This window comes from Thermoactinomyces vulgaris, from assembly GCF_005886755.1.
Classification (GTDB): Bacteria; Bacillota; Bacilli; order Thermoactinomycetales; family Thermoactinomycetaceae; genus Thermoactinomyces; species Thermoactinomyces vulgaris.
This window is the reverse complement of record NZ_CP039710.1, coordinates 535554-558569: the sequence shown is the minus strand read 5'-3', so window position 1 is coordinate 558569 and position 23016 is coordinate 535554. Positions and strand designations below refer to the sequence as shown.

Here is a 23016-nt window from a genome sequence, read left to right as displayed (position 1 = left end):
AATATTTTTTCAAAACGATCCGGTTCCTTTTGATTCGTCACATTTTTCGATAAATAACGATCCAAATGATGATTCCCGCCCCCAATGCGACAACCGAAAAGATGGCAACGGGTGTGAAGAAAAACGGAGTGGAGCTGCTTTGCGAAGGATTCGGACCGGAATCCGGCAAGCCGGGTTCGTCTTCAGAAGCCGGTGAAGAGCTTTCGGGAGAGACTTGGAACGAATAAGCATCTCTTAATATTCGCCGGTCGCCGTTGATCGTCCCGTCAAAGGTGAGCTGTGCCTGATAAGCGCCAGGAGGAAGCGCCTCAAACCGGTGGCTTGCGGTCTCCCCGTTTTGCCGGAGCCAAATGGAAGCTTTTTCTTGTCCTTGTTGATCAAAAATTTGAAAATGCCATTTTCCTGCCGCTTGACTCCCATATAAAATTTCCCCTGAAGCGCGGATGCCCTCTTGGGAGGGTGACACTTGCAACCGAATGCCTTCCCGGGTAAACGTGCAATTTTCTTCCAATATATACGGCTTGCGGTTAATAATCCCGTCAAACTTGAGGAGTGCCGCGGTTTTCCCGGCATCATTCCCGATCTTTAAAAAAGAGACATCGCCATCGCCAATCTCGCGGAACGATTGGTTGTGTTCACGGTCAAAATAATACCAGCTTCCTTCCACTTGATCGCCGGATCCGACCGTGAGCCGCGCATACACATAATACCGTTCACTTTGTTCATCAAAACCGACACTGCACCGAATCGAATAGGCATCCTGAGCCAGGCTGTGTGATAAAGGAAGCGCCGCCACAACCAGCCAAAAAGCGAAAAAGGCGGTCCACCCCTTTTTCATCCCTTTCCTCCCTTCCAAAGAAAACCCAGATTTCATGAAATTTTCCATTCATGGTTACATTCATTATAACATATATTTCTAAATAGTTTTAAAATATCTATTAATTAACAGTTGGATTCCTTGTTATTTTAAACATCCCTTTAGAAAGCAAAAAGTTGCCCGGTGCATCCCCGACGGATGCCTGAGCAACGTTCCACCTTAATTTATAAATGATTGCTTGCCCGCATCACACGCGGTCTCAATGCGGGGGTCTGGGGAATATACTCTTTCACCAAAGCCGCGGCATAAAAGAGGCACCACAAATAGTTGATGAAAAGGAAAGTCCCCGCTTTCAACCAAACATTCGGAAGATCCAACAAGTCAAACGCCAACACATACGCCGGCAAAATCGACCACAAAGCCCGGTCTCCCAGTGATTCGGCCATTTCCCAATAATACACTTCTTCCACTTTAAAAAGCTTATCCCGGAAGTACATTTTCAAGACCGGCCGGACACTGGAATAATAGAAAAAACCCGGGATTCCCAACAACGCCCGGTTGATGCTGATAAACAAATACGACAGTATCAGCAAACAGATATATATCATCGGTTTGCTCCTCCCCCCACAAAGACCTGGATGATTTTCTGTTTTATTTTATTTCGTAAAACTTTGTCATAAAAAAGTTTTATATATATATTTATATCTTTTTATAATTCTTTCCTCCCGGGAAAATTTAAAAATTCCATGTCTTTGTTAACCAGTAATTTTAATTACAACTAAAATTAAACAAAATTTGATTTTACAGGTTGAATCTTTGTTTCCAAGAAGTTTATTTTATGTAAATAAATATCCCTCGTCCATCGGGATCGAGGGAATCATTAATTTCCATAATTATCCGGTAATTAATCCGGAAGAATTTTTGATGATGAAATTGCGTATGGTTTCTGCCGCCGCCTCTTCAGAGGAAAGTTCTTCCGCACGGAATTCAAAAGCTCCCTTTTTTTCATCTAAATCCAGCTCATCTGCCAGCATGCCGATCAACCCTTTGGTTTTCTTATCCAATTCAAAAAATCCTCTGACGCTGTTTACCGCCTGTTTCGGTTTATACTGAAACACGATTTCATCAAATTTGCCGCGCATCCAATCGGTGGCATGAAACTGGATGATTTGGACGCCTCCGTTCCGTTGGCCGGTATACCCTTCTCCATAGTGAACAAAGCCCAGCTTTGCAAAACCGCCCAAAAAGTTTTTGAGAAGGCCCGACGGCTTTACATCGACAACGTCCCGGTCCTTGGCATCAATGCCGCTTATGATTTCCAAATTGGATTGGAAATAATAACGGGTGTTGACGGATGAAACCGGGAGCAGTTCAGGACATTTAAAATAGAAATCAAATTCTCTTTTTTCCCCGGGCCGGACCACAAATTCTTCCTGCATCACCGGAATGGTTGCGATGGTTTCATTGACATACTTGATTTCATCGTCCTTTTTAAAAGAGGACGCCAGATTGAAGTGGACTTCCAACTCTTCGATTAGCTGTTCGACTTCGCCTCCCTCAACATACACCTTTCCGGTGACCTCTTCACCCATGGTGACCACATCGGAATCCAAAACCAAATCGATTTTGGCCGCTCCCACTCCCAAAGAAGCTAGAATTTTCTTAAACAAATCCGCTCCATCCTTTCATCATTATTTAATTTACTCCCATCTTACCATACATTCCTCACGGCGAGCGGATCAATCAATGTGCTTTCTTGGATTTTTGTCAGGCCGTTTTCACAAGGCAAAAGTTCAATCTTCTTCTGCCTCTTCCACCTCAAATCCCATATCCCGTATCATTTGATGATCCAACAAGGCCGATTGGCCTTCTGTCGTCAAGTAATCCCCGACAAAAATGGAATTGGCAGGATAGAGGGACAATGCTTGCAAATGGCGCAAATTGACTTCTCTTCCTCCCGAAACCCGAATTTCCTTTTGCGGACATATGAAACGAAACAACGCAAGCACTTTTAAACAATAACGCGGATTTAATTCATTCATCCCTTCCAAAGGCGTTCCGGGGATGGGATTCAAGAAGTTCACCGGGATCGAATCAACATCCAGTTCACGCAAGGCCAAAGCCATTTCCACGACTTGTTCTTGGGTTTCCCCCATGCCGACAATATAGCCGGAGCAAGGGGAAATGCCCCCCTTCTTCACCAATTGCAGTGTTTCCACCCGGTCTTGATACGTATGGGTGGTGGTGATGTTTTCATAGTGTTTTTCGCCGGTATTCAGGTTGTGGTTGTAACGGTCCACGCCGGCTTCTTTTAACCGTTTGACTTGATCATCATTCAAGATCCCCAAACAAGCGCAAATTTTTAGCGGATATTTTTCTTTGATTTCCCGAACCGCTTGAACCACTTCATCCAGTTCACGTCGGGTCGGTCCGCGCCCGCTTGCCACAATGCAATAGGTCCCGGCTTTTCGTGCCAAGGCTTCTTTTGCCCCGTCGACCAATTCCTCTTTTTTCAATAAACTGTATCGCTCAACCGGAGCCTGCGAAACGACCGATTGCGAACAATAACCGCAATCTTCCGGACAAAGCCCGCTTTTGGCATTGATGATCATATTTAATTTGACCTTTTTCCCGAAATAATGGCACCGGACACGGAAGCTGGCTTGCAACAAAGGCAGCAATTCATCATCCGGTGCATTTAACACCGAAAGGCCCTCTTCCATGCTCAATGTTTCTCCTTGAAGCGCCTTATCCGCCAACTTTTCCCATTTGGACAAGCTTCTGAAAGAATGAAGTGTCATAGAAACCTCCTGCTCCTTAAAAATGCATGAACCCAATCTCCGGATCAACCGGTGTCGGGCCAATTCAATTGTAAACCAAATCGAAATAAATAGTTTACATTTACAATATAAGTATACCACAGCCGGCTTTTTTCCTTTAGAAAAAAGCAAATGCCCCCGGGACATTTGCTGTCAGAATCTCCTATAAATATAATTCACTGTATTTTTTTCTTAAATAATCCAGATAGGGTTGGATGGTCAGTTCCGATCCGGTTGCCCGCCGGATCAATTCATCTGCTGTATATTTGCTTCCATGCTGATAGATCTGTTCTTTCAACCAAGAATGAAGAGCGGTAAAGCTCCCGTGTGCAATTTGATCCGGGATGTGAGGGGCATCTTTTAATGCCGCTTCGTAAAATTGGCAACTTAAGATATTTCCAAGCGCATAGCCCTGAAACTGTCCGCCAATAAAATCCGCATACCAATGGATATCCTGCAATACGCCCGAACGGTCATCGGGAGGAGTGATTCCAAGATCGGACTGATAACGTTCATTCCATGCATCACGCAAATCTTCCACCCGGAGTTTTCCTTCCAGCATGTGCAGTTCCAGATCAAAGCGGATAATCACATGCAAGTTGTATGTCAATTCATCCGCTTCCGTACGGATCAGCGACCGCTTCACATGATTGATGGCCCGGTAAAACTCATCCAGTGTCACCCTTCCCAACTGGGTCGGGAACGTGGCCTGCAATTGCGGATAAAAATAGGTCCAAAACTCCCGGCTTCTGGCAATCACATTTTCCCACAGACGCGACTGGCTTTCGTGTACCCCGGAAGAGGTCCCGTCATAGAGCGGGGTTCCGTCATATTCCGGGCGAATCCCCAATTCATACAGCGCATGCCCGGCTTCATGGATCGTACTGAACAACGCTTCGCTGATATCCCGTTCATTGACGCGGGTGGTGATGCGAACATCTCCTGCCGCAAACCGCGTCATAAATGGGTGGGCCGACAAATCCACTCTCCCGCGGTTGAAATCAAATCCCATCTGCTTGATAATTTCCTTGCTGAAATCCAGCTGTTTTTGCACCGGATAAGATTGCTCCAAAGAGGAACGGTCCGAAGCCGGCTTCTTCGTCACCGCTTCCACAAAGGGAACCAATTCCCTTCGCAACTCATGAAACAACTTGCGGAGCATCGACGCTTTCATCCCGTAGTCCGAACGGTTGATCAACGGGTCGGACACATGCTCTTTTTCCGGAAAAAAGTCGGCATATTCCAAACTGAGTTCCAACGTCTTTTTCAGGTAAGGAATCACTTTGCCAAAATCATTGGCTTCCCGCGCTTCCAACCACGCCTGGTTGGTTTCGGTGATATGCCTGTAAAAACGGGCCATGAAATCCGCCGAAACTTTTTGTGCTTCCTCATACTGCCGTTTGGCAACCCGGACGATGGCTGCCTGATCGGAATCCAAGGATGAAGAAGCCGTCGCTTTTTCCAGATCCTCCAGTAATTCGCTCAACCGTGGATCCGTTTTTTTCTGATGCACCAGTTTCCCCAACAGGGACAGTTGGTGTCCTCTTGCTTCCGCTGCAGCCGGGGGCATGTATGTATTTTGATCCCAGCTTAATATGGCCATCGTTGCTTCCAAATCATATATTTCGCGCAACTTCGTTTTTAATGCTTCCCATTTTTCATGCAAAATCGATTTCCCTCCAGTTTGCCGGGCAAAGAGTCCGGAGATTCAGTCAATCTTTGTTTATTGTACCAAAACATCACATCCCAGGCGATGCCCGAAAAAAATGAAAATCATCGGTTTTGCCGGTGTACGGTTAAATTTGGATTTCATTTTTTCTTGCCTTTTTTACACGCTCGGGTGACAATTAGTGTGCAAAGTGTGTATGATACTTAGAAGAATGAGAAAAAGAGGCGGTACCATGAAAAAGCGGGATTGGATCGAACAAGTTCTCCGTCAATCCTGCCTGGAAAACCCGGAAGGAATGACGGCACAACAAGTCGGAAAGATATCAGGCCTGAACCGTTCCACCGCCAGCCGGTATTTAAATGAATTGGTCAAACTGGGACGCGCCCGGAAACAGGCGGGTCGCCCGGTGCGGTATTTTCCTGCGGATGACCCGGGCAAAATCCAGGCAACCTCCCGCCAGAAACCGGCTGAAGATGACGGATTGCTGGACGATGCCCTGGCAGCTCTTTTATATCCTCCCAAAGGGCTTCCCATTTTGTTTACCGGGGAAACCGGTGTCGGAAAAACCTATATGGCCAAAAAATTGGTCGAAGTGGCCATCGAAAAAAATTACCTTCCGCCAAACACTCCGTTTGTCTCTTTTAACTGTGCGGAATACGCCCAAAACCCCGAATTGCTTCTGGCTCAACTGTTTGGCGTGAAGAAAGGCGCCTACACCGGTGCGCAGGAAAACCGGGCCGGGTTGGTGGAGCGGGCCAATGGCGGCATTTTGTTTTTGGATGAAATCCACCGTCTTCCCCCATCGGGACAAGAAATGCTTTTTTACCTGATGGACCAAGGATTTTACCGTCGCCTGGGGGAAGCTTCCGTGGAACACCCTGCCCGCATCCGGCTGATCGGCGCCACCACCGAACCTCCTGAACAGGCGTTATTGCCGACCTTACAGCGCCGTTTCTCCGTGCAAATTGAAATTCCGCCGCTCAGAAAGCGTCCGGTTCAGGTGAGGGAACAATTGATCGAAAAATTTCTCCTCAATGAATCCAAACAGATGAACATTCCCGTTTCCCTGTCCCCCGAATGCCGCTCGCGGCTTTTGACTTATCCTTGTTTTGGAAACATCGGCCAATTAAAAAGCGATATCCAGATTGCGTGCGCCCGCGCTTTCCTCCGACACATGAACCGTTCCGGACAAGAAGTGGTGATTCAACTGCATGATTTGCCGGCCCATCTGCGCAAACAAGGCTGGATCTCGGCCGCCATCGAAGCCAAAATGAAAGATCAACCGGCACCCATAGAGGCAAAAGCAAAAACAACAGACGAAGCGGGCAACATCTACCGTGAACTGCTGGCAGCCAAAGAACAATTAAGCAAACAAAACATTTCGCCTGCAGAATTAAACCGGCAACTGCAGGAAACGGTCAATGAATATATCACCCGTCTTTTGCACTCAGCCAAAAACCGACAACCCTCCGGGGATCAGGAAACCCGTCTGTTCCAATCGATCCGGCAGGTGCTCGGGCAATGTGTGGATCATTGGAACCATCCTCTGGCCCAAAAGATATCCGGCACGAAGATCAACGCCCTGGCCCTGCACATCCAGTCTTATTTGGAACAACCCGGACCCCGTGCGAAAAAAACGTTTAACGGGTTGAAAATTGAACCGGTTTACCGAGAACTGGCCGGTCAGATCGGAACTGCTTTGGAACAAGCGTTGGGTATCCGTTTGCCGAAAGATGAATTGGATTTAATCTCCCTTTTTTTCTCGTTGTATCAACCCCGTTCATCCGATCCGAAGCCGCGGGTGATTGCCACGGTTTGTTTAACTGGCGAAGGAGCGGCGGTTTCATTGGAACTTTGGCTGAAACAACACTTGCCGGAGCAAGACCAGGACGTGTTGATCCGTGCGGTGCAGATCGATCCGCTTGAACGCGAATCCGGGGAGTTGGAAGAACTGGCGAAATCCTGTCATCTGGTCGCCGTGGTCGGGACGGTTCCCCCCAAGATGAAAGATGTTCCATACATTCCGGTTTGGGAACTGTACCAACCCGCCGGATGGGACAAATTGAAGGAACTGTTATCCAATAGCCGCCCGGGCACTTCATCTTTTAAACGCGACATGAAACCGGAACCCGAAAACCGGCTCTTTCAGTTAATGGAACAAGGATTGCGGGAGACGGTCACCCACTTTAATCCCAAAAAATATATCGACCTGATCCAAAAACATCGCGCGCCGTTTCAAGAAACATTTCAGTGGACCCCCGAACGCGAACTGGGGATCTGGATGCATTTGGCGATTTACACCGATCAACTGCTGAAAGAACAAATCAATCAAACGTCCCGCCAAAATCACGGCGGCGGGCATAAATCCCGGCCAGAACAACCATCCTATTTATGGAAAAACCTTTTGCACCAACTGGAATCCGTCTTTTCCGTTCAATATCCGGCGATGACGGCACAAGAAATGACCCGTTTGTCGGCGTCTTCCGTTTAAACCGTTCCACCCTTGTGTGTAATTTTGCTGCACACAGGTGTGTCCAATCTCATCCGATGCGAAAAATCTTTCCAATCGGTATGTTTTATTGTTTGGCATGCTTTTTGCATTTAAAATGAAATGGCATTATTTTTTATTACTAAAACCAAGGTGGAAAATCGTTTCTGTCAGAAGCGGAGGAATGAAATGAACCACACTATCCGCCTGCTCGTCATTTGCAGCTGGGGGGCAACTTCCAGTGTATTGTGCCAGAAAATCAATGAAGCAGCTTCCCAAAAGGGGATTGCTTTAAGGGCAAAAGCAGTCGGCGTCAAAGATTGGAGCGAACATCTCCAATCTGCAGATCTCATCATGATCGAACCCCAAATCAGCCATCTCCGAAACGAGATCGAACCGGTCGCAAAAGCCCATCGAAAACCGTTTGCGCAAGTCGACCCGGTTGCTTTTGCCACGATGAACGGAGATCAGTTGCTAAAACAGGCGGCATTGCTTTTATCCACTTACCGTTCATTGCATGGGACAGAATAAAGGTTGTCATCCTTTCCACCTTGTACACGATATGCCAGTCAAAATCCAAAATGATAAAAAGAAAGGAACATGTCACATGGCTCAAAAGAAAGTAACCATTACCAATCCAAGCGGTTTGCATGCCCGTCCGGCAGCACTTTTGGTGAAAGAAGCCGGAAAATTTTCCAGCAAAGTCCAATTGGTGAAAGACGGAAAAGAAGTGGATGCCAAAAGCTTATTGGGGGTCATGTCGCTCGCAGCCAAACAAAATGATGAAATCGTCATTCAGGCTGAAGGAGAAGACGCTGAAGAAGCCGTAAACCAATTGGCACAATTTATCGAACAACTCAACGCTTAACTTTAAGGAGGGTTCATGTTGAGCCAACACATCAAGGGAGTGGGGGCTGCACCGGGGTTAAATATCGGACAGGCCATTTGGTGGCGCAAAGAAAAACCGGTTGTGGAAACACGCTCCATCTCCGATACCGATGCCGAAGTGGAAAAGTTAAATCAAGCGATTGAACAAGCCAGGGAACAAATCCAGGAGCTGCGTTCGATCGCTTCCCGGCGGATGAGTGACGAAGAGGCCGCTGTTTTTGATGCACACCTCGCCTTCTTGGACGATCCCGGTTTTACGGGAGAAATGAAAAACCGGATTCAAAGCAAAAAACAAAACGCGGAATCCATTTGCCAGGAAGTCACCGATGAAATGAGCCAGTTAATGGCTTCGCTTGATGACGAATACATGCAAGCCCGTGCCGACGACATTCGTGATGTCGGAACCCGTTTGTTGTTGATTTTATCCGGCAAACAACCTTTTGATCCTTCCTTGTTAAAACCGGGGCATGTTGTCATCGCGGAAGAATTGACTCCCTCCGACACGGCCCAATTCCCGGAAGGAATCAGCGGGATGGTGACCGAACGCGGAAGCAAAACCGCCCATGCCGCCATCATGGCCCGGACTTTGGGCATTCCGGCCGTATTGGGACTGGGTGAGGCCATTCGTCAAATTGAAGACGGCGACATCATTGTGTTGGACGGGGATCAGGGAACCATCCAAATCAACCCGGACAAAGAAACCGAAGCAGCGATCCGCCAACAGATCAAAAAACAAAACGAAGCACGCGAGCAAGCATTGAAAGAAGCAAAAGCCGATGCTTATACAGCTGATGGAAAACGGATTCAGGTTTTCGCCAACATCGGAAGTTTAAATGATGTGGAAATCGCCCTGAAAAACCATGCCGAAGGGGTCGGTTTGTTCAGAACCGAGTTTCTTTATCTGGAAAATGACCACTGGCCTGACGAGGAAGAACAATATGACGCTTATGCAAAAGTTTTGAAAGCGTTTGGCGACCGCCCCGTGGTCATCCGGACTTTGGATATCGGCGGCGACAAAGACTTGCCTTATGCCGAATTACCCAAAGAAGAAAACCCGTTCTTGGGACACCGGGCGATCCGTTTCTGTCTTTCCAACCCGGACATCTTCAAAACTCAATTGCGTGCACTGCTCCGGGCAAGCATCCACGGAAATCTGTGGATCATGTTCCCGATGATCGAAAACCTCGCCGAAATCCGCCAAGCCAAAGCGCTGCTGGATGAGTGCAAAAATGAACTGAAAAACGAAGGCATTTCCTTCGCAGAAAACATTCCCGTCGGCATCATGGTGGAAATTCCGGCAGCCGCCATCAATGCGGATCTACTTGCGCCGGAAGTGGATTTCATGAGCATTGGAACCAACGACCTCACCCAATACACCCTGGCGGCAGACCGGGGCAACGAGAAAGTGGCTCATTTGTATGATGCCGCACATCCGGCAGTGTTGCGCCTGGTCAAAATGACCTGTGACGCCGCGGAAAAAGCCGGAATCGTTGTCGGCATGTGCGGGGAATTGGCAGGTGACACCGCCATGACAGAAGCGTTGGTCGGACTCGGCCTGCACGAATTGTCCATGAGTGCAGGAACCATTCCGGAAGTGAAACAAAAAGTCCGCCAAACCGATTCGGAAAAAGCCAAAAAATTGGCGGCGGGACTGTTGAACCAAAAAGACGGGGATCAAGTCCGCCGGTTCATCCAAGAACAAAAATCATAAAGACGAAAAAAAGCCGAAGAACATGTTCTTCGGCTTTTTTTTTTAAATGAAAAAGGAATCCAAAACATGCTTTTGGATTCCCACCGTTCCTTATTTAAACCGTCATTTTTTTCATCGGTCGTATTGCTGGTTCTGGTTGGACAACCTCAATAGGCCTAACACCTCTCCGAAGCATTTTGTGATAGGCTTGGGAGGGTTTTAATACATTGAACATGTGCTCAATGGCAATCATGGGATCAACGGTATGACCGCAAGTATAACAATCCAAAGCGGCAAACCCTTTTTCCGGATACGTGTGAATGGACAGATGACTCTCTGAGAGCAACACTAAAACAGTGGCCCCTTGAGGTTCAAACTGATGCGATTGGACGGACAAAACGGTTGCTCCGCAGGCTTTTGCCGCATCTTTCAAGTGTTCCTCCAAACGCTGGACATCATTCAGCAGATCGAAATCAACACCCCATGCATCCATGGCTACATGTCTTCCGAAAGTAGAAAATTCCATCTCTTTCGGCCCCCTTCCTAGCAAAAAGTTGGTGTGAGCCAAATTCCGCTAGGATCTGCTTGTTCACCACGGGGGAAGGTTAGTCCAGTGAGGTCCCAACCCTTTAAGTGAATCCTGGATCCTACTAGCTCAATGTCACAGTGATTAACTTAACACAATCTGTATACAACTTCAATAGTTATTTTAACCGAAATTCCCTTTCACTGCGATCTTTTTAAAAAGTTTAAAACCAATATTTCGAATCATCCGAATCATCCTGCAACGAACCTGTCCATCCAGGTTTTCTGTGTCTCATCCACGGCCAATCATTGCCGGAGCATTTGTTAAAAAAAGCGGGATCCGGTCCCGCTTTAATTTCCTTCTTGCCAACGCCCGCCTTTTTACAACTTTTTCACCCAGATATTCATATCTTCAAAATCCCCGGAGATCTGGCTGTTTTGAATCAATCGTCCTTTATATTCAAAACCCAGCTTGGCGATCACCATATTCATTCCCGTCGAAACCGCCCGGGTCAATGAAAACAGATGAGGGATCCCTTTTTCTTTCATTCTTAATTCCAGATCATAAATAATGGCACTTAACAGTCCGTTTCCCCGATGATCCGGGTGAGTGGCGCAATCAGTGATTTCCGCACATTGAAAATGCGGAAAAACATCAGCCGATGCCGAGCTGACAATCTGATCCCCTTCGGTTACCACCGTGAAGTAGACATCCTGGTCCATGCACTGGCGGATAAAATCCGGATCATGAATGGGGGTGGGATACGTTTCAAAAACCAGCTGATACAACTTCGCCAAAGCCTCGGCATCTTCTTTCACGGCATGGCGCAATTGATACTTTGGATCCAAACGCGGACGCTCTTTAATGGCTTCGGCCTGCTCTGCCATCTCCACAATTTGATCTTTTTTCTCCTCATCTTTTTTATGCGCGCGGTCCTCTTCCAGAAAGCGGGACAAAATACAAGCCGGATTTCCTTGGAAAAAACCGCTGATTTCTCCTTCTCTTTGAAACCCGAGCTTCTCAAAAAAGGAGATATCCTCAGGGTTTGCATAAATCATCACTTTACCGATATCCTTTTCCTTGGCCAATTCTTCCAGGTGTTTCAACAGGGACTCCACATCGTACCGGCTGTATTGGATCAATTTAATGCGACTATTAAATTCATCCACTTCATAAGATACATTATGTGGAGTGGTTTGAGTGGTTTTCATTCAACTACTCTCCTCCATCATCTTTCTTTCTGCAACTCCGCTGTCCTTAGCTTTTGCCAAGCTGCCCGATATTATCATCAGTAACTTTTACCCTGTCTTCTGAAATACAAACGGCTTTTTCCCGGTTTCATGTCAATTGGACATAAAATCAACACAAAAAAGGGAGATCCGTCGTGTAATTTTTATTTAATGCGGGTAGGATATAATTTAGATGTTGATTACCCTAAATCCAGGGGGTTTCTTTTATGTACCTGACACCCAAAGAACGCGGCATCGTCATCCGGGCTCTAACCAAGGTGTTGGAAACCGAACCGCCTTATACAAGAGCCGATGAATATAAAAAATTATTGGACCGTCTCAAAAGCGAACAAGAAAAGGAAGACGACGACCATCTTCGGCAAGAATACATCTACAACATGGACGATGGCTGAAACATAAAAAATCCCCTTCTTTTCAAAGAAAAAAAGGGGATTTTTGTCTTCTTCACCATCCGGCTTGGGGATGCCTTTTTAATTCGATATTCCGAAACAAAAAGCAAGGATCCAACGAATCGGAACCCGACAAAGGTTGACTGGTGATCAACAAATGAAAGGGCGCATAAGCACGTTTGTCTTTCAGCAGGATCCCGGCATGTTCCCTCGGAAACGCAACTGCATATTCCCGCTTCCCCTTCAACCGGAAACAAAAGAGGTAAGCATCATTGCCGCGGTCGTACATCCAGACATATTCATCCGCTTCCTCCGATTGCTTGACATCGCCGGCCCACTCCGGAATGGACAACACCAACGTATCCGTTTCATCCGCACGGAGTTCGGTCCATCCTCCGTCCTCCGGAATGGCTGCTTCTGTCACCTGTGGTATATATCTTGAACTCATAATCACCGATCCTTTACCTCATTTTTATTTCTGGACACGATCCGATGCAACAGCGGAACAATGCCCGTTAAATCCCACGCTCCCGTGTCAACCTCCGAGAATGCGTCAATATCCCCGATCACCAGGGTGGGGACCGGGTTGGCGGTATGGGTTTTCACCCGCAAATCTTCGCTGTTTCCATGATCGCTGACCAATACTATCGTATCCTCCGGCCCTTTCAACCGCGCAAGTTCCCCCAAAAAACGATCATAATGGTGCGTCACATATTGAAGCAACCAGGGATCCTGTTTGTGGCCGGCCCGGTCACTCAAGAAGAACTCATGGACAACCAAATCATAACCGCTGGCTATCGACCAAAGGTGGCGGGCAGCCTGCTCCGGCGTGATTTCCTCCACATCCGTCCCTGATTTTTTCAGGATGGTCCGGGTAATGTCATGATACACCGCTTTGCCTTCCACCAATTCCGGGAAAAACCGAACCGGCTCCCCGCTGGATTGGATCGTTGCCGTGGTGACCGACACCCATCCGCGCTTGGTGGCAGGACGTTCAAAATACTCTTTGGTGTACGCATTGGCAAAGGTCGCTTTCCATCCTTTTTTTTCAAACTGTAAGTAGATATTGTCTTTTTTCACCCATTCACGCAACCTTCGAAACGGCAACCCGCTCATGTGTTTTCCCATCTCACGGGCTGCATTTTTTCCCGTAAAGATCGTCGCCTGGCCCGTGGCACTCTGCGGAAGCCCCTCCACGCCCAGACAGGCATCGGTCTCGAGCAGAAGAAGATCCGGACCATGGCGGCCGGCCGCTTCCCTCACCAACGGCATTCCGCCTAGCAACTGACGGATGCAAGGAGTCGGATACGTCACCCAGGGATTGTGATCAGCCATCTCTCCCAAGCCCACCCCGTCAATAAACAGCAGCACAACAGCGATCTTCCCCACCCCCCGTCTGTGTCCTCCAGGTTGTTTTTCATCCCGGCCTCCCGGTACAATAAAAAGGAGTATTGCAAAAAAGGAGGATACGATGCAACGTTTCAGCCAAATGTCCAAAGATGCTCTTGAGATGGAAATTGAGCGCCTGAACCGGGAAAAACAAAAAGCAAAAGACCAAGGTTTGGATACACAACTTGCCATTTTGGAACAAAAAATCAATCTTGCGCGTTCATACCTGATCGATTCCTCAACTGTCCAAACTTCCTGTTGGTATCAAGTGGAAGGAAAAAACATTCCTTTTTATGTCGAATATCTGAACGGAGTGATGGCTTGGGGAAATTGGGAACATTCCGGTGAAAAAACAGCCGTTCCTTTGGCTTTGTTGGAAAAACCGGTATCCCGCCGTTCTGTTAAATGATGGTTAATTTTTATTTGTATTGGACATAATACAACTAGGAGGTGTGTTCGAAAATGTATTATGTCGTCCGCGATTCAGAAAAACTCCCGCCATCGATCATTCATGAAGATAACTATTTCGCTTGGTATAATCCGATGAAAAAGGATCATCGCATTGAATTTCGCGGCACCATGAATCAATGCTATGATTTTATGGCCGCACACTATCCCCGAAAATAATGTTTTTTTAGGTCTGTAAATTGACAGAATTGTATAAAGAAATGAGTGAAAAATAAACCGGGACTTGAAAGTCTCCGGTTATTTTTTCGGTTGTAACTTTTTCTTTCGCACCGGCGGCAAAATTTTGTTCATGCTGACTTCCTGTTTGCGTTCCCAGGTACTCGGATCATTTTCGTCAAACTGCTCCAAAAAGCGAATCACTTCGCGGGTGATCGGTGTTGGCGTCGACGCACCCGCCGTCACGCCGACCACTTTTTTCCCTTTGAGCCAGTCCAAATTGATTTCTGTCACATCCGCAATCCGGTACGCATCCACGCCGGCGATCTCTTTGGCCACCTGAGCCAGCCGGTTGGAATTGTTGCTGCGGGGATCTCCGACAACAAGAACCAGATCCGTTTCCTTCGCCTGTTTCGCAACGGCTTCTTGCCGCAATTGCGTGGCGAGACAAATTTCATTGTGGATCTCTGCCGTCGGGAACCGTTCTTTGACCTTTTCCATCAAATGCTTGGTGTCCCATTGGCTCATGGTGGTTTGGTTGGTGACGAGCAACCGGTCCGTTTTGAGTTGGAGCCGGTCAATATCTTCCTCTTTTTCAATCAAGTGAACCTTCCCGGGAGCCACTCCCATGGCCCCTTCAGGCTCGGGATGGCCTTGTTTGCCGATATAAATCACTTCATATCCGGCAGCCGTCTTTTCCCTGATCAGATCGTGCGTCCGCGTCACATCCGGACAAGTTGCATCCACCACCGTCAAACCCTTTTCCCGGGCGCGACGGCGGACTTCGGGAGAAACCCCGTGTGCGGTGAAAATGACCGTCCCTTTGTCAATTTTCTCCAGAATCTCCAACCGGTTTGCTCCGTCCAGGGTAATAATGCCTTCGTCTTCAAATGCTTCCACAACATGGCTGTTGTGAACAATCATTCCCAATATATAAATCGGACGGGGCAGATCCAGGTTTTGGGCGGCTTGGCGCGCCAAAACCATGGCATCCACCACTCCGTAACAATATCCTCTCGGTGTGATTTTTACGACTTCCATGTTTTTCCCTCCTGACCCCGATGTTGGATCCGAGGCTTTTGTCCATCTCATTATAGCGCAACGGCCGCTCCGGGTAAATGCAAATCCTCCCTGTTCCCGATAAGTCCAAAAGGATTTCACAATTTTTTAGGCATTTTTTCTGGAACATCCACCCTTGGTCATTCATAAGATACACTGTCATCATGAACAGAAGGAAGTGAGTGTGCATTATGGAAAAACCAGCAAAACCCATGCCGAGGCCCGAACCGCAACCGCCGGTCATGCCGGAATATCCCATGCCGCCGATGCCGGAACACCCCATGCCCATGCCCTGCATGCCGCCCATGCATGAAATCCCCTGTGATCCCAGATGGCTCCGGCACATGTATCACCACCTTAAAATTTGCCATAAGTATGAATTGGAAATGCTTAAATGGTATATGAGGTATTGTGAGAGCAAACATGATTGCAGACATCCTCACCGTCACCATCCCCACTGCAGAAGACCTTACCACTGTCATCCGCATGAATCCCCTCGTCACCGGTGGGAAAGCTCTCACCATCATTGCTGAAAAAAGGCCATCCTTCCTGATTTCTCTCCCGGAAGGATGGCCTTGATTGCACCTGTATCGGATTAATTTTTCATTCTTTCGCGGACATACAAGGTACCAAGAATAAAAGAAATAAACAACAAAAAAAGGATAATCACTCCTGATGAATCCAGAATATTCCCATTCATATGATCAAAACCCCCCGAATCTTGTCCGTCTGTAAATAGGTATACTACATTTAAATAAATTTGTACAGAATGGGAATATTACAAAACCATGAAACAGGGGTGATTTCGTGCAGATTTAAAGAGCTTCCTCTTCTTCCTCCCAATTCTGGGGTTTCATGACACCGTTTTTGATTCGCAAGATGGCCAACGTTCTCGCTTCAAAATCAAGCGCCCGTTCCGAATGGGAAAGCGTCAGGTTTCGCCGGGCAATACAGTCAAAGCACACGGCGAATTCATCAAAGATTTGGTCGGGATCTTTGGCGATTCTCAATTCGGTTCTCTTCTTTTCCTGATAACAGATCGCGCAATTTAAATACATTTCCGTGTAATAAGGTTGAGGCCCGCCTTCCCGGATCGCATTTAATATCTCCGCTTCAATCTGGTCCGCCAAACGCTCCACTCTTTTTTTTCTCTTTGTTTGATCCTGCATCATTGTTCACCCATTTCCCCTTTTGAAAAAATCGCGTTTTCCATGAACAAACCAATCCACTGCATCTTTTTATTTATATTTAAAAGCAAAATTCGTTATTTTTGACTATATCATCCATTCGTCAACAAGCCGGCAAACCCCTTTCAAAGAAGGAAGAATGCGAAAAAATCCCCATCATCCTCATTATCATCAATGTCCTTTTTTGTCAAAAAATTAAATGATTTGACTACTTATGTCGCGAGGAAGGAATTGTTGGTTACCGATGTCTAATAAATGTTAAAAAGGAGGGGGCGAATATGGTCGTACGTGATCGATCCTCGAAATCTTTTGCCGACCAGCGTCTGGGATACAAGTACCGTGTCATTCACAAGCGGGTTCGTCCCGCAGTGAAAAGGACGGTACTCAAAATGGCAAGAGATATGTTTCTCGACCATATTTCGAAGGATGTGCCTTTTAAAAAGTGAATCACCTTTGTTTGGTTTGCATTTTGCATTGGATGACAGCCCTCCCGTTCCAAAAGGGCGTCATTTCCTCTCCAAACGGATGAATCATTCCCCCAAATGGCCAATGGTTCGTTTCTCTATTCTTTTGAATTTGGTTTTGGGTAATCAAACAATCAGCCCTCCTGAACCGACAGGAGGGCCTTTTTTTGTTCTTTAAGCATGTGTATGGCTCTTGAGACAGGCTTGCATCTTTTTGTCATGCCGCCGGATAAAATGCGTCAATTCTTCTGTCATCTGCCAGTTGGAAAACGGGGTGATCAAATAAATTCCGTCGAATTTTTCCATCGCCACTTCCAAAAGTTCCTTGGCCACTTGGACGCCTTCTGATTTTCCGGACTGCCGGTCGGTCGTTTTTTCCATTCTTTTTAACACGTCTTCCGGTATTTTAATTCCGGGCACCTCATTATGCAAAAACAATGCATTGCGATACCCGGTGAGCGGCATCACACCGATAAACACCGGGATGCCAAGCGATTTCGTCGCCTCATGCATCCGAATCACCCCGTCCGGGTCATAGACCGGCTGAGTCATGACAAAATCCGCGCCGGCTTCAATTTTTTTCTCGAGACGTTTGACCGCCGCATCCAGCTTTCGCACATGCGGATTAAAGGCGGCGCCCACCACAAACTGCGCTTTTTGTTTTAATTTCCTTCCAGAGAACGATATCCCTTCATTCAGCTGTTTCGCCATCCGGATCAGTTCAAAGGAAGTGACATCGTAAATCGAATGGGCTCCGGGCAAATCCCCCATGCGGGTGGGATCCCCGGTAATCACCAAAATTTGATCGATTCCCAAGGCGTGAAGCCCCATCAGGTGGGATTGCTGTCCCAATAAATTCCGGTCCCGGCAAGCCACGTGGACCAACGGCTCGATATCATATTTTTTTAAGATGGCGCCCAGCGCCAAATTGCTCATCCGGGCGGTGGCCAGGGAATTGTCCGCCATCGTGACCGCATCGACACCGGCTTGTTTCAGTTTTTTCGCCCCTTGCAAGAACCGCATGGTATCCAGATCTTTCGGCGGATCAAATTCACAAATGATGGTTCGTTGTCCGTTGCGGACTTTCTGTACGACCGTCGGTTTCGTTCTTTTTTGCAAGACGATCGTTTCATGGGAAGACAGTTTGTAACCATCCCGGGGAGGATTTTTCCGCTGAACCGGACATTTGTCTTTCAATGCTTTGGCTATCCGGGCGATGTGCCCGGGGGTGGTTCCGCAACACCCTCCAAGCAGGCGGACTCCTTGATCAATCAAGAGACCGGCTGTTTCTTCAAAATAGTCCGGCTCCGACTTGTAATGAAGTTCCCCGTTGCTCATCCCCAGCCGCCCGGCATTGGGAAAAGCCGTGAGGATCATTTGCTCGGGAACAATGGTTTTTTCCAATGTTCTCAATACTTCCACGGGACCGAAACGGCAATTGATTCCCACCCCGTTCACCCCGAGCGATGCAAGCTTCTCAAAAGCTTCAGAGACGGTAAAGGCATCCCGGGTCCGGCCGATTTCCATCATCGACAGCTGGGCAAAGACGGGAAGCTTCGTCAACGGGCGAATCACTTCAACCGCCAATTGCAGCTCTTTCAAATCCAAAAAAGTCTCCAGCAAAATCCCGTCAACACCTCCGTGCAAAAGAGCCACCGCTTGCTCTTCATACATCACCCGGTACTCCTCTTCATCGTACACCGGCACCTTCCCGGCACAGATGGAACCGATCACCCCAAGAACATAGGCATCGCTGCCAATCGATTCTTTGGCAATATGAACGGCTTCCCGGTTCAGCCGCGTCACCTTGCTCTCCAGTCCGTAACGCGACAGCCTCTCGCGGTTGGCACCAAAGGTGTGCGTTTCAATCACACGCGCCCCGGCCCGATAATATGCTTCATGAACCTCGCTGATCAGGGACGGGTTGCTCAAAACCAATTCCTCCGTACAATGGCCGATGGAAACGCCTTGTTGATACAAAAATGTCGCAATCGCCCCGTCTCCGACCAGCAAAGAATGTTGCAGGCATTGAAGCAAGCCTTGCTTGCCCATCAATCTTTCCCCCTTATATCGCATTAAAATACCGAGCTTCCGGATGAGCAAACACCATTGCCGACACGGATGCTTCGGGATCCATCATGAAACCGTCGGTTAACTGAATGCCGATATCCTCCGGCGAAATCAGGCGAAACAACTTCTGCTGATCCTCCAGATCAGGACAAGCCGGATAGCCGAAAGAAACGCGAATTCCCTGATATCTTGCGCCGAACCGCTCCTTCATGGTCATTTCGGCCGGATCCGGAAATCCCCAACGGTTCCGCATCTGTTGATGCAATTGTTCGGCGAAGGCTTCCGCCGTTTCCAATGCCAAGGCCTGAATGAAATGGGAATGGAGATAATCCCCTTTTTCTTTCCATTTTTGGGACAATTCCCGGATGTGTTGCCCGGCTGTCACCGCAAGAAAACCGACATAATCCATTTCCCCGGATTCCACCGGACGCACAAAATCTGCCAGGCACAGATACGGATCCTCAGGCTGACGGGGAAACGAAAAACGTTCCAATATCACGCCGGGGTCTTCAGGATCATAAATCAAAATGTCATCCCCGTCGGCTTGCGCGGGGAAAAATTGATAAATGCCGTGAGGGGTGAGCCACCGTTCTTTTTTGGCTTTTTCAAAAAACTGGCTAAACAATCCCTTCATTTCCAGCGCTTTTTCGTCCCCCTCTTCGATCAATTGCTCCACATTTCCCTTTAACCCGAGATGTTTTCCAAACAACATCTGCAAATTGATATAGGGAAGAAGCAAATCCAACGGATAATCCCGGTAAACATGCTTTTTGAAATCCGGCGGAGTAAAAACAGGGGCCTTGCGGTTCACTTTGCTTTTCACCAGCAAAGACGCCGGGGGCCCCGCCTCCCTTCGGTCTGTTTGCAATGGAGACCGCTGTTTTTTCTTTTCGTTTTTTTCGGCCTCAATTTGCTCCCTCTGCTCCGGATTCATCAACTTGTTGGCCAGTTCCAGTCCGTTCATCGCGTCTTTGGCATATAAAACGGGGCCGTCGTATTCCACGGAAATGCGTGTTTCTGTAAATTTTCTCGTCAAAGCCGCCCCGCCCACCAGGATGGGAATGTCAATCTCCGCTTCTTTCAGATCTTGGGCCGTCACCACCATCTGTTGGGCCGACTTCACCAAAAGCCCGGACAGCCCGATGATATCCGGCTTTTCTTTCCGGGCGGTCTCAATCAATTGCTCCGGGGGCACTTTGATCCCCAAATTCACCACTTGATAGCCGTTATTCGCCAAGATGATTTCCACCAGATTTTTCCCGATGTCATGGACGTCTCCCTTGACGGTGGCCAAAACGACTTTTCCCCGTGTATGGCTTTCCGCCCGGTCCATGTGGGGTTCCAAATACCGGACGGCCGCTTTCATCACTTCCGCACTCTGCAAAACTTCAGCCACAATCAACTGGTTATCATTAAATAAACGCCCCACTTCATCCATGCCTGCCATCAACGGCCCGTTGATGATATCCAGCGGTTTGTACTTGGCAAGCGCCTGATCCAAATCCTCGTACAAACCGTCTTTGCTTCCTTCCAGGATGTAGTTGGCAAGCCTCTCTTCCAAAGTCATCCGAACCCCGGTTTGCTTTTTCTTTTCTTTTTTATGGCGGTAAAAGTTTGTAAACCGGATCAAGATATCGTCATAGTTTTGATGATCTGAGTGAAACAAGAAGGTTTCCGCCAACTCCCTCTCTTCTTCCCCGATGGAAGCGTAGCGCTCCAGTTTTTCCGTATTGACGATGGCATAATCCAACCCTGCTTTGGTGCAGGCATAGAGAAACACCGCATTTAACACTTCACGCCCGGCCAGCGGAAGCCCGAAAGAAACATTGGAGATACCCAGAATGGTTGATGTCCGGGGCAACGCTTTTTTGATGAGCCGGATGCCTTCCACCGTCTCACGGGCGGAACCGATGTACTGTTCATCTCCCGTCCCGACGGGGAAAACCAATGGGTCAAAAATGATGTCCTCTTCAGGAATGCCGTACTTATGAACCAGCAAATCATAACTTCTGAGCGCCACTTCCAGTTTCCGCCGGGCCGTCTGCGCCATCCCCTCTTCATCAATCGATCCCACCACGATTGCCGCCCCGTATTTTTTCACCAGCGGGATCACTTCTTGAAAACGTTCTTCCCCGTTTTCCAGGTTGATGGAATTGATCACTGCTTTTCCTTGGGAATATTGAAGCGCCTTTTCAATCACCCTGGCATCGGTCGAATCAATCATCAGCGGAACTTTCACCATTTTGGTCACATGCTTCAAAAATGCTTCCATGTCCGCCAGTTCATCCCGGTCCGGATCAGCCAGACAAACATCGATGATCTGGGCTCCGCCTTTCACTTGTTTGCGGGCAATCTCGGAGGCTTCCTCATATTTCCCTTCTCTGATGAGCCGTTTAAACTTGCGGGACCCGATTACGTTGGTGCGCTCCCCGACAAGCAACGGCCGGGCATCCTCTTCCAAGAAAACCGGGTCAATTCCCGAGATTCCTGGCAAATGGCTTTGAACCGGCCGGCGGGGTTTTTTCCCTTCCAAAGCCCGGGCAATGGCCCGGATGTGTTCCGGTGTGGTTCCGCAACAGCCTCCCGCCAAATTCAGCCATCCTTTATCCGCAAAGTCGGTCAATTTCTGCGCCAAGGCTTCGGGGGTCTCCGGATAATCCCCGTTTTCATCCGGCAAGCCGGCATTGGGATAACAACTGACGCCGCAACGGGCAATTCGGGACAACGAACGGATGTGATCCGTCATGAACTCGGGACCGGTCGCACAATTCAGCCCGACCGCAAACGGGCGAAGATGTTCGATGGACAGATAAAACGCTTCAATGGTTTGTCCTCCGAGCATCGTTCCCATCGGCTCAATCGTCCCGGAAATCATGACAGGCAAACGGAAGCCCAAGTCCTGAAAAGCCCTTTCAATCCCGATCCCCCCAGCTTTCACATTTAACGTGTCTTGGGAAGTTTCCAACAGGAGAAAGTCCACCCCGCCCTCCATCAATGCTTTCGCCTGCCGATAGTATCCCTCGGCCAACGCTTCAAAGGTCGTCCCCCCGGTGACGGACAATGTCTTGGTGGTCGGCCCGATGGCGCCGGCCACATAGCGGGGACGGTCACCGGTTGACCATTTGTCCCTTGCTTGAACCGCACAACGGGCGGCTGCCCGGTTAATTTCTTCGGTTTTGTCTGCCAAATGATACTCCCCCAAAACCAGCGGCGTGGCTCCAAATGTATTGGTTTCCACCACATCGGCGCCGGCCTGGTAATACTTTTCATGAATGTTTCGAATCAGATCCGGCCGGGTCAGGTTCAAGATTTCATTGCAACCTTCATACCGCTCTCCGCCAAAATCATCAGCCGTCAGTTGTGCCTGCTGCAACATCGTGCCCATCGCGCCATCCAAAATGACAATTTTTTCGCGCAAATATTCTTCAATCGGTTTTTTCCCCACACCTATCGCCACCTTTAACCGTTTTTTCCCAGGCAGAGGTCCGCAAAATAAAAAACACCTTTTCATCTCTGAAAGATGAAAAGGTGTGGATTACCCGGCCAGACTCACTCTCATCTTTCAGAGAGAGAAACTCTCTCTGCTGGAATTGGCACCACATTGGACGCAAGTTCCAACAGGTTGCCGGGCTTCATCGGGCCAGTCCCTCCGCCTCTCTTGATAAGAGATCCTTGTAAAAATTATGT

General features: G+C 48.2%; 23 protein-coding genes and 1 riboswitch. Of the genes, 10 read left to right on the top strand and 13 right to left on the bottom strand.

The features are described from left to right. Positions 1–37: 37 nt before the first annotated feature. From FA954_RS02875 to FA954_RS02855, 5 genes are all read right to left on the bottom strand, one after another. The gene (locus FA954_RS02875) at positions 38–838 is read right to left on the bottom strand and encodes a hypothetical protein (protein WP_138614845.1); all 801 of its coding nucleotides are present in this window, start codon (positions 836–838) and stop codon (positions 38–40) included. 203 nt (positions 839–1041) lie between these two features. Continuing rightward, positions 1042–1425 (bottom strand): hypothetical protein, encoded by a 384-nt coding sequence (locus FA954_RS02870; protein WP_037993108.1) that lies wholly within the window; start codon positions 1423–1425, stop codon positions 1042–1044. Positions 1426–1710: 285 nt separating this feature from the next. After that, entirely contained in the window at positions 1711–2487 is a 777-nt protein-coding gene (locus tag FA954_RS02865; RefSeq protein WP_037993110.1) for a sporulation protein, read from the bottom strand. Positions 2488–2610: 123 nt separating this feature from the next. Then, positions 2611–3618, bottom strand: a complete 1008-nt coding sequence (gene bioB, locus FA954_RS02860; RefSeq protein WP_049720594.1) for a biotin synthase BioB — start codon at positions 3616–3618, stop codon at positions 2611–2613. Between the two features lie 181 nt (positions 3619–3799). Then, the gene (locus FA954_RS02855; RefSeq protein ID WP_244932708.1) at positions 3800–5302 is read right to left on the bottom strand and encodes a carboxypeptidase M32; all 1503 of its coding nucleotides are present in this window, start codon (positions 5300–5302) and stop codon (positions 3800–3802) included. 235 nt (positions 5303–5537) lie between these two features. Between FA954_RS02855 and FA954_RS02850 the strand changes: the two genes are divergently transcribed. The 4 genes from FA954_RS02850 (at position 5538) to ptsP (ending at position 10392) form a co-directional block, all read left to right on the top strand. Further along, a complete protein-coding gene (locus FA954_RS02850) occupies positions 5538–7796 on the top strand; it encodes a sigma 54-interacting transcriptional regulator (RefSeq protein ID WP_049720596.1) in 2259 nt (752 codons plus the stop codon). 186 nt (positions 7797–7982) lie between these two features. Continuing rightward, entirely contained in the window at positions 7983–8324 is a 342-nt protein-coding gene (locus FA954_RS02845; protein WP_037993111.1) for a PTS sugar transporter subunit IIB, read from the top strand. 76 nt (positions 8325–8400) lie between these two features. Then, positions 8401–8661 carry an HPr family phosphocarrier protein gene (locus FA954_RS02840; protein WP_037993221.1) on the top strand — a complete coding sequence of 87 codons (261 nt, stop codon included), beginning with the start codon at positions 8401–8403 and terminating at the stop codon, positions 8659–8661. Positions 8662–8679: 18 nt separating this feature from the next. Beyond that, positions 8680–10392, top strand: a complete 1713-nt coding sequence (ptsP, locus tag FA954_RS02835; protein WP_165489728.1) for a phosphoenolpyruvate--protein phosphotransferase — start codon at positions 8680–8682, stop codon at positions 10390–10392. 94 nt (positions 10393–10486) lie between these two features. On the opposite strand, the gene speD is transcribed toward ptsP, so the two are convergent. Then, complete coding sequence (gene speD, locus FA954_RS02830; RefSeq protein WP_037993114.1) at positions 10487–10897, bottom strand: adenosylmethionine decarboxylase; 411 nt, start codon at positions 10895–10897, stop codon at positions 10487–10489. Positions 10898–11277: 380 nt separating this feature from the next. After that, complete coding sequence (gene ablB / locus FA954_RS02825; protein ID WP_121874318.1) at positions 11278–12108, bottom strand: putative beta-lysine N-acetyltransferase; 831 nt, start codon at positions 12106–12108, stop codon at positions 11278–11280. 245 nt (positions 12109–12353) lie between these two features. Here ablB and FA954_RS02820 point away from each other — a divergent pair, with 245 nt between their 5' ends. Continuing rightward, positions 12354–12539: a hypothetical protein gene (locus tag FA954_RS02820; RefSeq protein WP_037993117.1), complete on the top strand. Its 186-nt coding sequence runs from the start codon at positions 12354–12356 to the stop codon at positions 12537–12539. A 52-nt stretch (positions 12540–12591) separates the two neighbouring features. Here FA954_RS02820 and FA954_RS02815 read toward each other — a convergent pair whose 3' ends face one another. After that, positions 12592–12984: a hypothetical protein gene (locus FA954_RS02815; RefSeq protein ID WP_131470904.1), complete on the bottom strand. Its 393-nt coding sequence runs from the start codon at positions 12982–12984 to the stop codon at positions 12592–12594. 2 nt (positions 12985–12986) lie between these two features. Then, positions 12987–13925, bottom strand: a complete 939-nt coding sequence (locus FA954_RS02810) for a hypothetical protein (protein WP_049720612.1) — start codon at positions 13923–13925, stop codon at positions 12987–12989. Positions 13926–14007: 82 nt separating this feature from the next. On the opposite strand from FA954_RS02810, the gene FA954_RS02805 reads away from it, so the two are divergent. Then, positions 14008–14334, top strand: coding sequence for a DUF1811 family protein (locus FA954_RS02805; protein WP_037993120.1), 327 nt, complete (start codon positions 14008–14010; stop codon positions 14332–14334). A gap of 53 nt (positions 14335–14387) precedes the next feature. Continuing rightward, positions 14388–14552: a hypothetical protein gene (locus FA954_RS13590; protein WP_156097694.1), complete on the top strand. Its 165-nt coding sequence runs from the start codon at positions 14388–14390 to the stop codon at positions 14550–14552. Positions 14553–14630: 78 nt separating this feature from the next. On the opposite strand, the gene FA954_RS02800 is transcribed toward FA954_RS13590, so the two are convergent. Beyond that, on the bottom strand, positions 14631–15590 hold the full coding sequence (locus FA954_RS02800) for a 4-hydroxy-3-methylbut-2-enyl diphosphate reductase (protein WP_037993122.1): 960 nt from the start codon (positions 15588–15590) through the stop codon (positions 14631–14633). A 202-nt stretch (positions 15591–15792) separates the two neighbouring features. Here FA954_RS02800 and FA954_RS13955 point away from each other — a divergent pair, with 202 nt between their 5' ends. Next, positions 15793–15921 carry a hypothetical protein gene (locus FA954_RS13955; RefSeq protein WP_255347142.1) on the top strand — a complete coding sequence of 43 codons (129 nt, stop codon included), beginning with the start codon at positions 15793–15795 and terminating at the stop codon, positions 15919–15921. 110 nt (positions 15922–16031) lie between these two features. Further along, the gene (locus FA954_RS13585; protein WP_156097695.1) at positions 16032–16187 is read left to right on the top strand and encodes a hypothetical protein; all 156 of its coding nucleotides are present in this window, start codon (positions 16032–16034) and stop codon (positions 16185–16187) included. Between the two features lie 236 nt (positions 16188–16423). Here the strand turns inward: FA954_RS13585 and FA954_RS02795 are convergent, their stop codons facing one another. Beyond that, complete coding sequence (locus FA954_RS02795) at positions 16424–16777, bottom strand: hypothetical protein (RefSeq protein ID WP_131470903.1); 354 nt, start codon at positions 16775–16777, stop codon at positions 16424–16426. A gap of 296 nt (positions 16778–17073) precedes the next feature. Between FA954_RS02795 and FA954_RS13580 the strand changes: the two genes are divergently transcribed. After that, entirely contained in the window at positions 17074–17241 is a 168-nt protein-coding gene (locus FA954_RS13580; protein WP_156097696.1) for a hypothetical protein, read from the top strand. Positions 17242–17433: 192 nt separating this feature from the next. Here FA954_RS13580 and FA954_RS02790 read toward each other — a convergent pair whose 3' ends face one another. Both FA954_RS02790 and metH read right to left on the bottom strand, forming a co-directional pair. After that, positions 17434–19311, bottom strand: coding sequence for a bifunctional homocysteine S-methyltransferase/methylenetetrahydrofolate reductase (locus tag FA954_RS02790; RefSeq protein WP_037993125.1), 1878 nt, complete (start codon positions 19309–19311; stop codon positions 17434–17436). Positions 19312–19324: 13 nt separating this feature from the next. Then, positions 19325–22714, bottom strand: coding sequence for a methionine synthase (gene metH, locus FA954_RS02785; RefSeq protein ID WP_242062471.1), 3390 nt, complete (start codon positions 22712–22714; stop codon positions 19325–19327). Between the two features lie 167 nt (positions 22715–22881). Continuing rightward, positions 22882–22997: riboswitch (SAM riboswitch) on the bottom strand. Positions 22998–23016: the final 19 nt, after the last annotated feature.

Bases quoted from the DNA above. Each gene is read 5' to 3' on its own strand.
- FA954_RS02875 (WP_138614845.1), bottom strand. From the start codon at position 838: ATGAAAAAGGGGTGGACCGCCTTTTTCGCTTTTTGGCTGGTTGTGGCG.
- FA954_RS02870 (WP_037993108.1), bottom strand. From the start codon at position 1,425: ATGATATATATCTGTTTGCTGATACTGTCGTATTTGTTTATCAGCATC.
- bioB (WP_049720594.1), bottom strand. From the start codon at position 3,618: ATGACACTTCATTCTTTCAGAAGCTTGTCCAAATGGGAAAAGTTGGCG.
- FA954_RS02850 (WP_049720596.1), top strand. From the start codon at position 5,538: ATGAAAAAGCGGGATTGGATCGAACAAGTTCTCCGTCAATCCTGCCTG.
- FA954_RS02845 (WP_037993111.1), top strand. From the start codon at position 7,983: ATGAACCACACTATCCGCCTGCTCGTCATTTGCAGCTGGGGGGCAACT.
- FA954_RS02840 (WP_037993221.1), top strand. From the start codon at position 8,401: ATGGCTCAAAAGAAAGTAACCATTACCAATCCAAGCGGTTTGCATGCC.
- speD (WP_037993114.1), bottom strand. From the start codon at position 10,897: ATGGAATTTTCTACTTTCGGAAGACATGTAGCCATGGATGCATGGGGT.
- ablB (WP_121874318.1), bottom strand. From the start codon at position 12,108: ATGAAAACCACTCAAACCACTCCACATAATGTATCTTATGAAGTGGAT.
- FA954_RS02820 (WP_037993117.1), top strand. From the start codon at position 12,354: ATGTACCTGACACCCAAAGAACGCGGCATCGTCATCCGGGCTCTAACC.
- FA954_RS02815 (WP_131470904.1), bottom strand. From the start codon at position 12,984: ATGAGTTCAAGATATATACCACAGGTGACAGAAGCAGCCATTCCGGAG.
- FA954_RS02805 (WP_037993120.1), top strand. From the start codon at position 14,008: ATGCAACGTTTCAGCCAAATGTCCAAAGATGCTCTTGAGATGGAAATT.
- FA954_RS13590 (WP_156097694.1), top strand. From the start codon at position 14,388: ATGTATTATGTCGTCCGCGATTCAGAAAAACTCCCGCCATCGATCATT.
- FA954_RS02800 (WP_037993122.1), bottom strand. From the start codon at position 15,590: ATGGAAGTCGTAAAAATCACACCGAGAGGATATTGTTACGGAGTGGTG.
- FA954_RS13585 (WP_156097695.1), top strand. From the start codon at position 16,032: ATGATTGCAGACATCCTCACCGTCACCATCCCCACTGCAGAAGACCTT.
- FA954_RS02795 (WP_131470903.1), bottom strand. From the start codon at position 16,777: ATGCAGGATCAAACAAAGAGAAAAAAAAGAGTGGAGCGTTTGGCGGAC.
- FA954_RS13580 (WP_156097696.1), top strand. From the start codon at position 17,074: ATGGTCGTACGTGATCGATCCTCGAAATCTTTTGCCGACCAGCGTCTG.
- FA954_RS02790 (WP_037993125.1), bottom strand. From the start codon at position 19,311: ATGGGCAAGCAAGGCTTGCTTCAATGCCTGCAACATTCTTTGCTGGTC.
- metH (WP_242062471.1), bottom strand. From the start codon at position 22,714: ATGGGCACGATGTTGCAGCAGGCACAACTGACGGCTGATGATTTTGGC.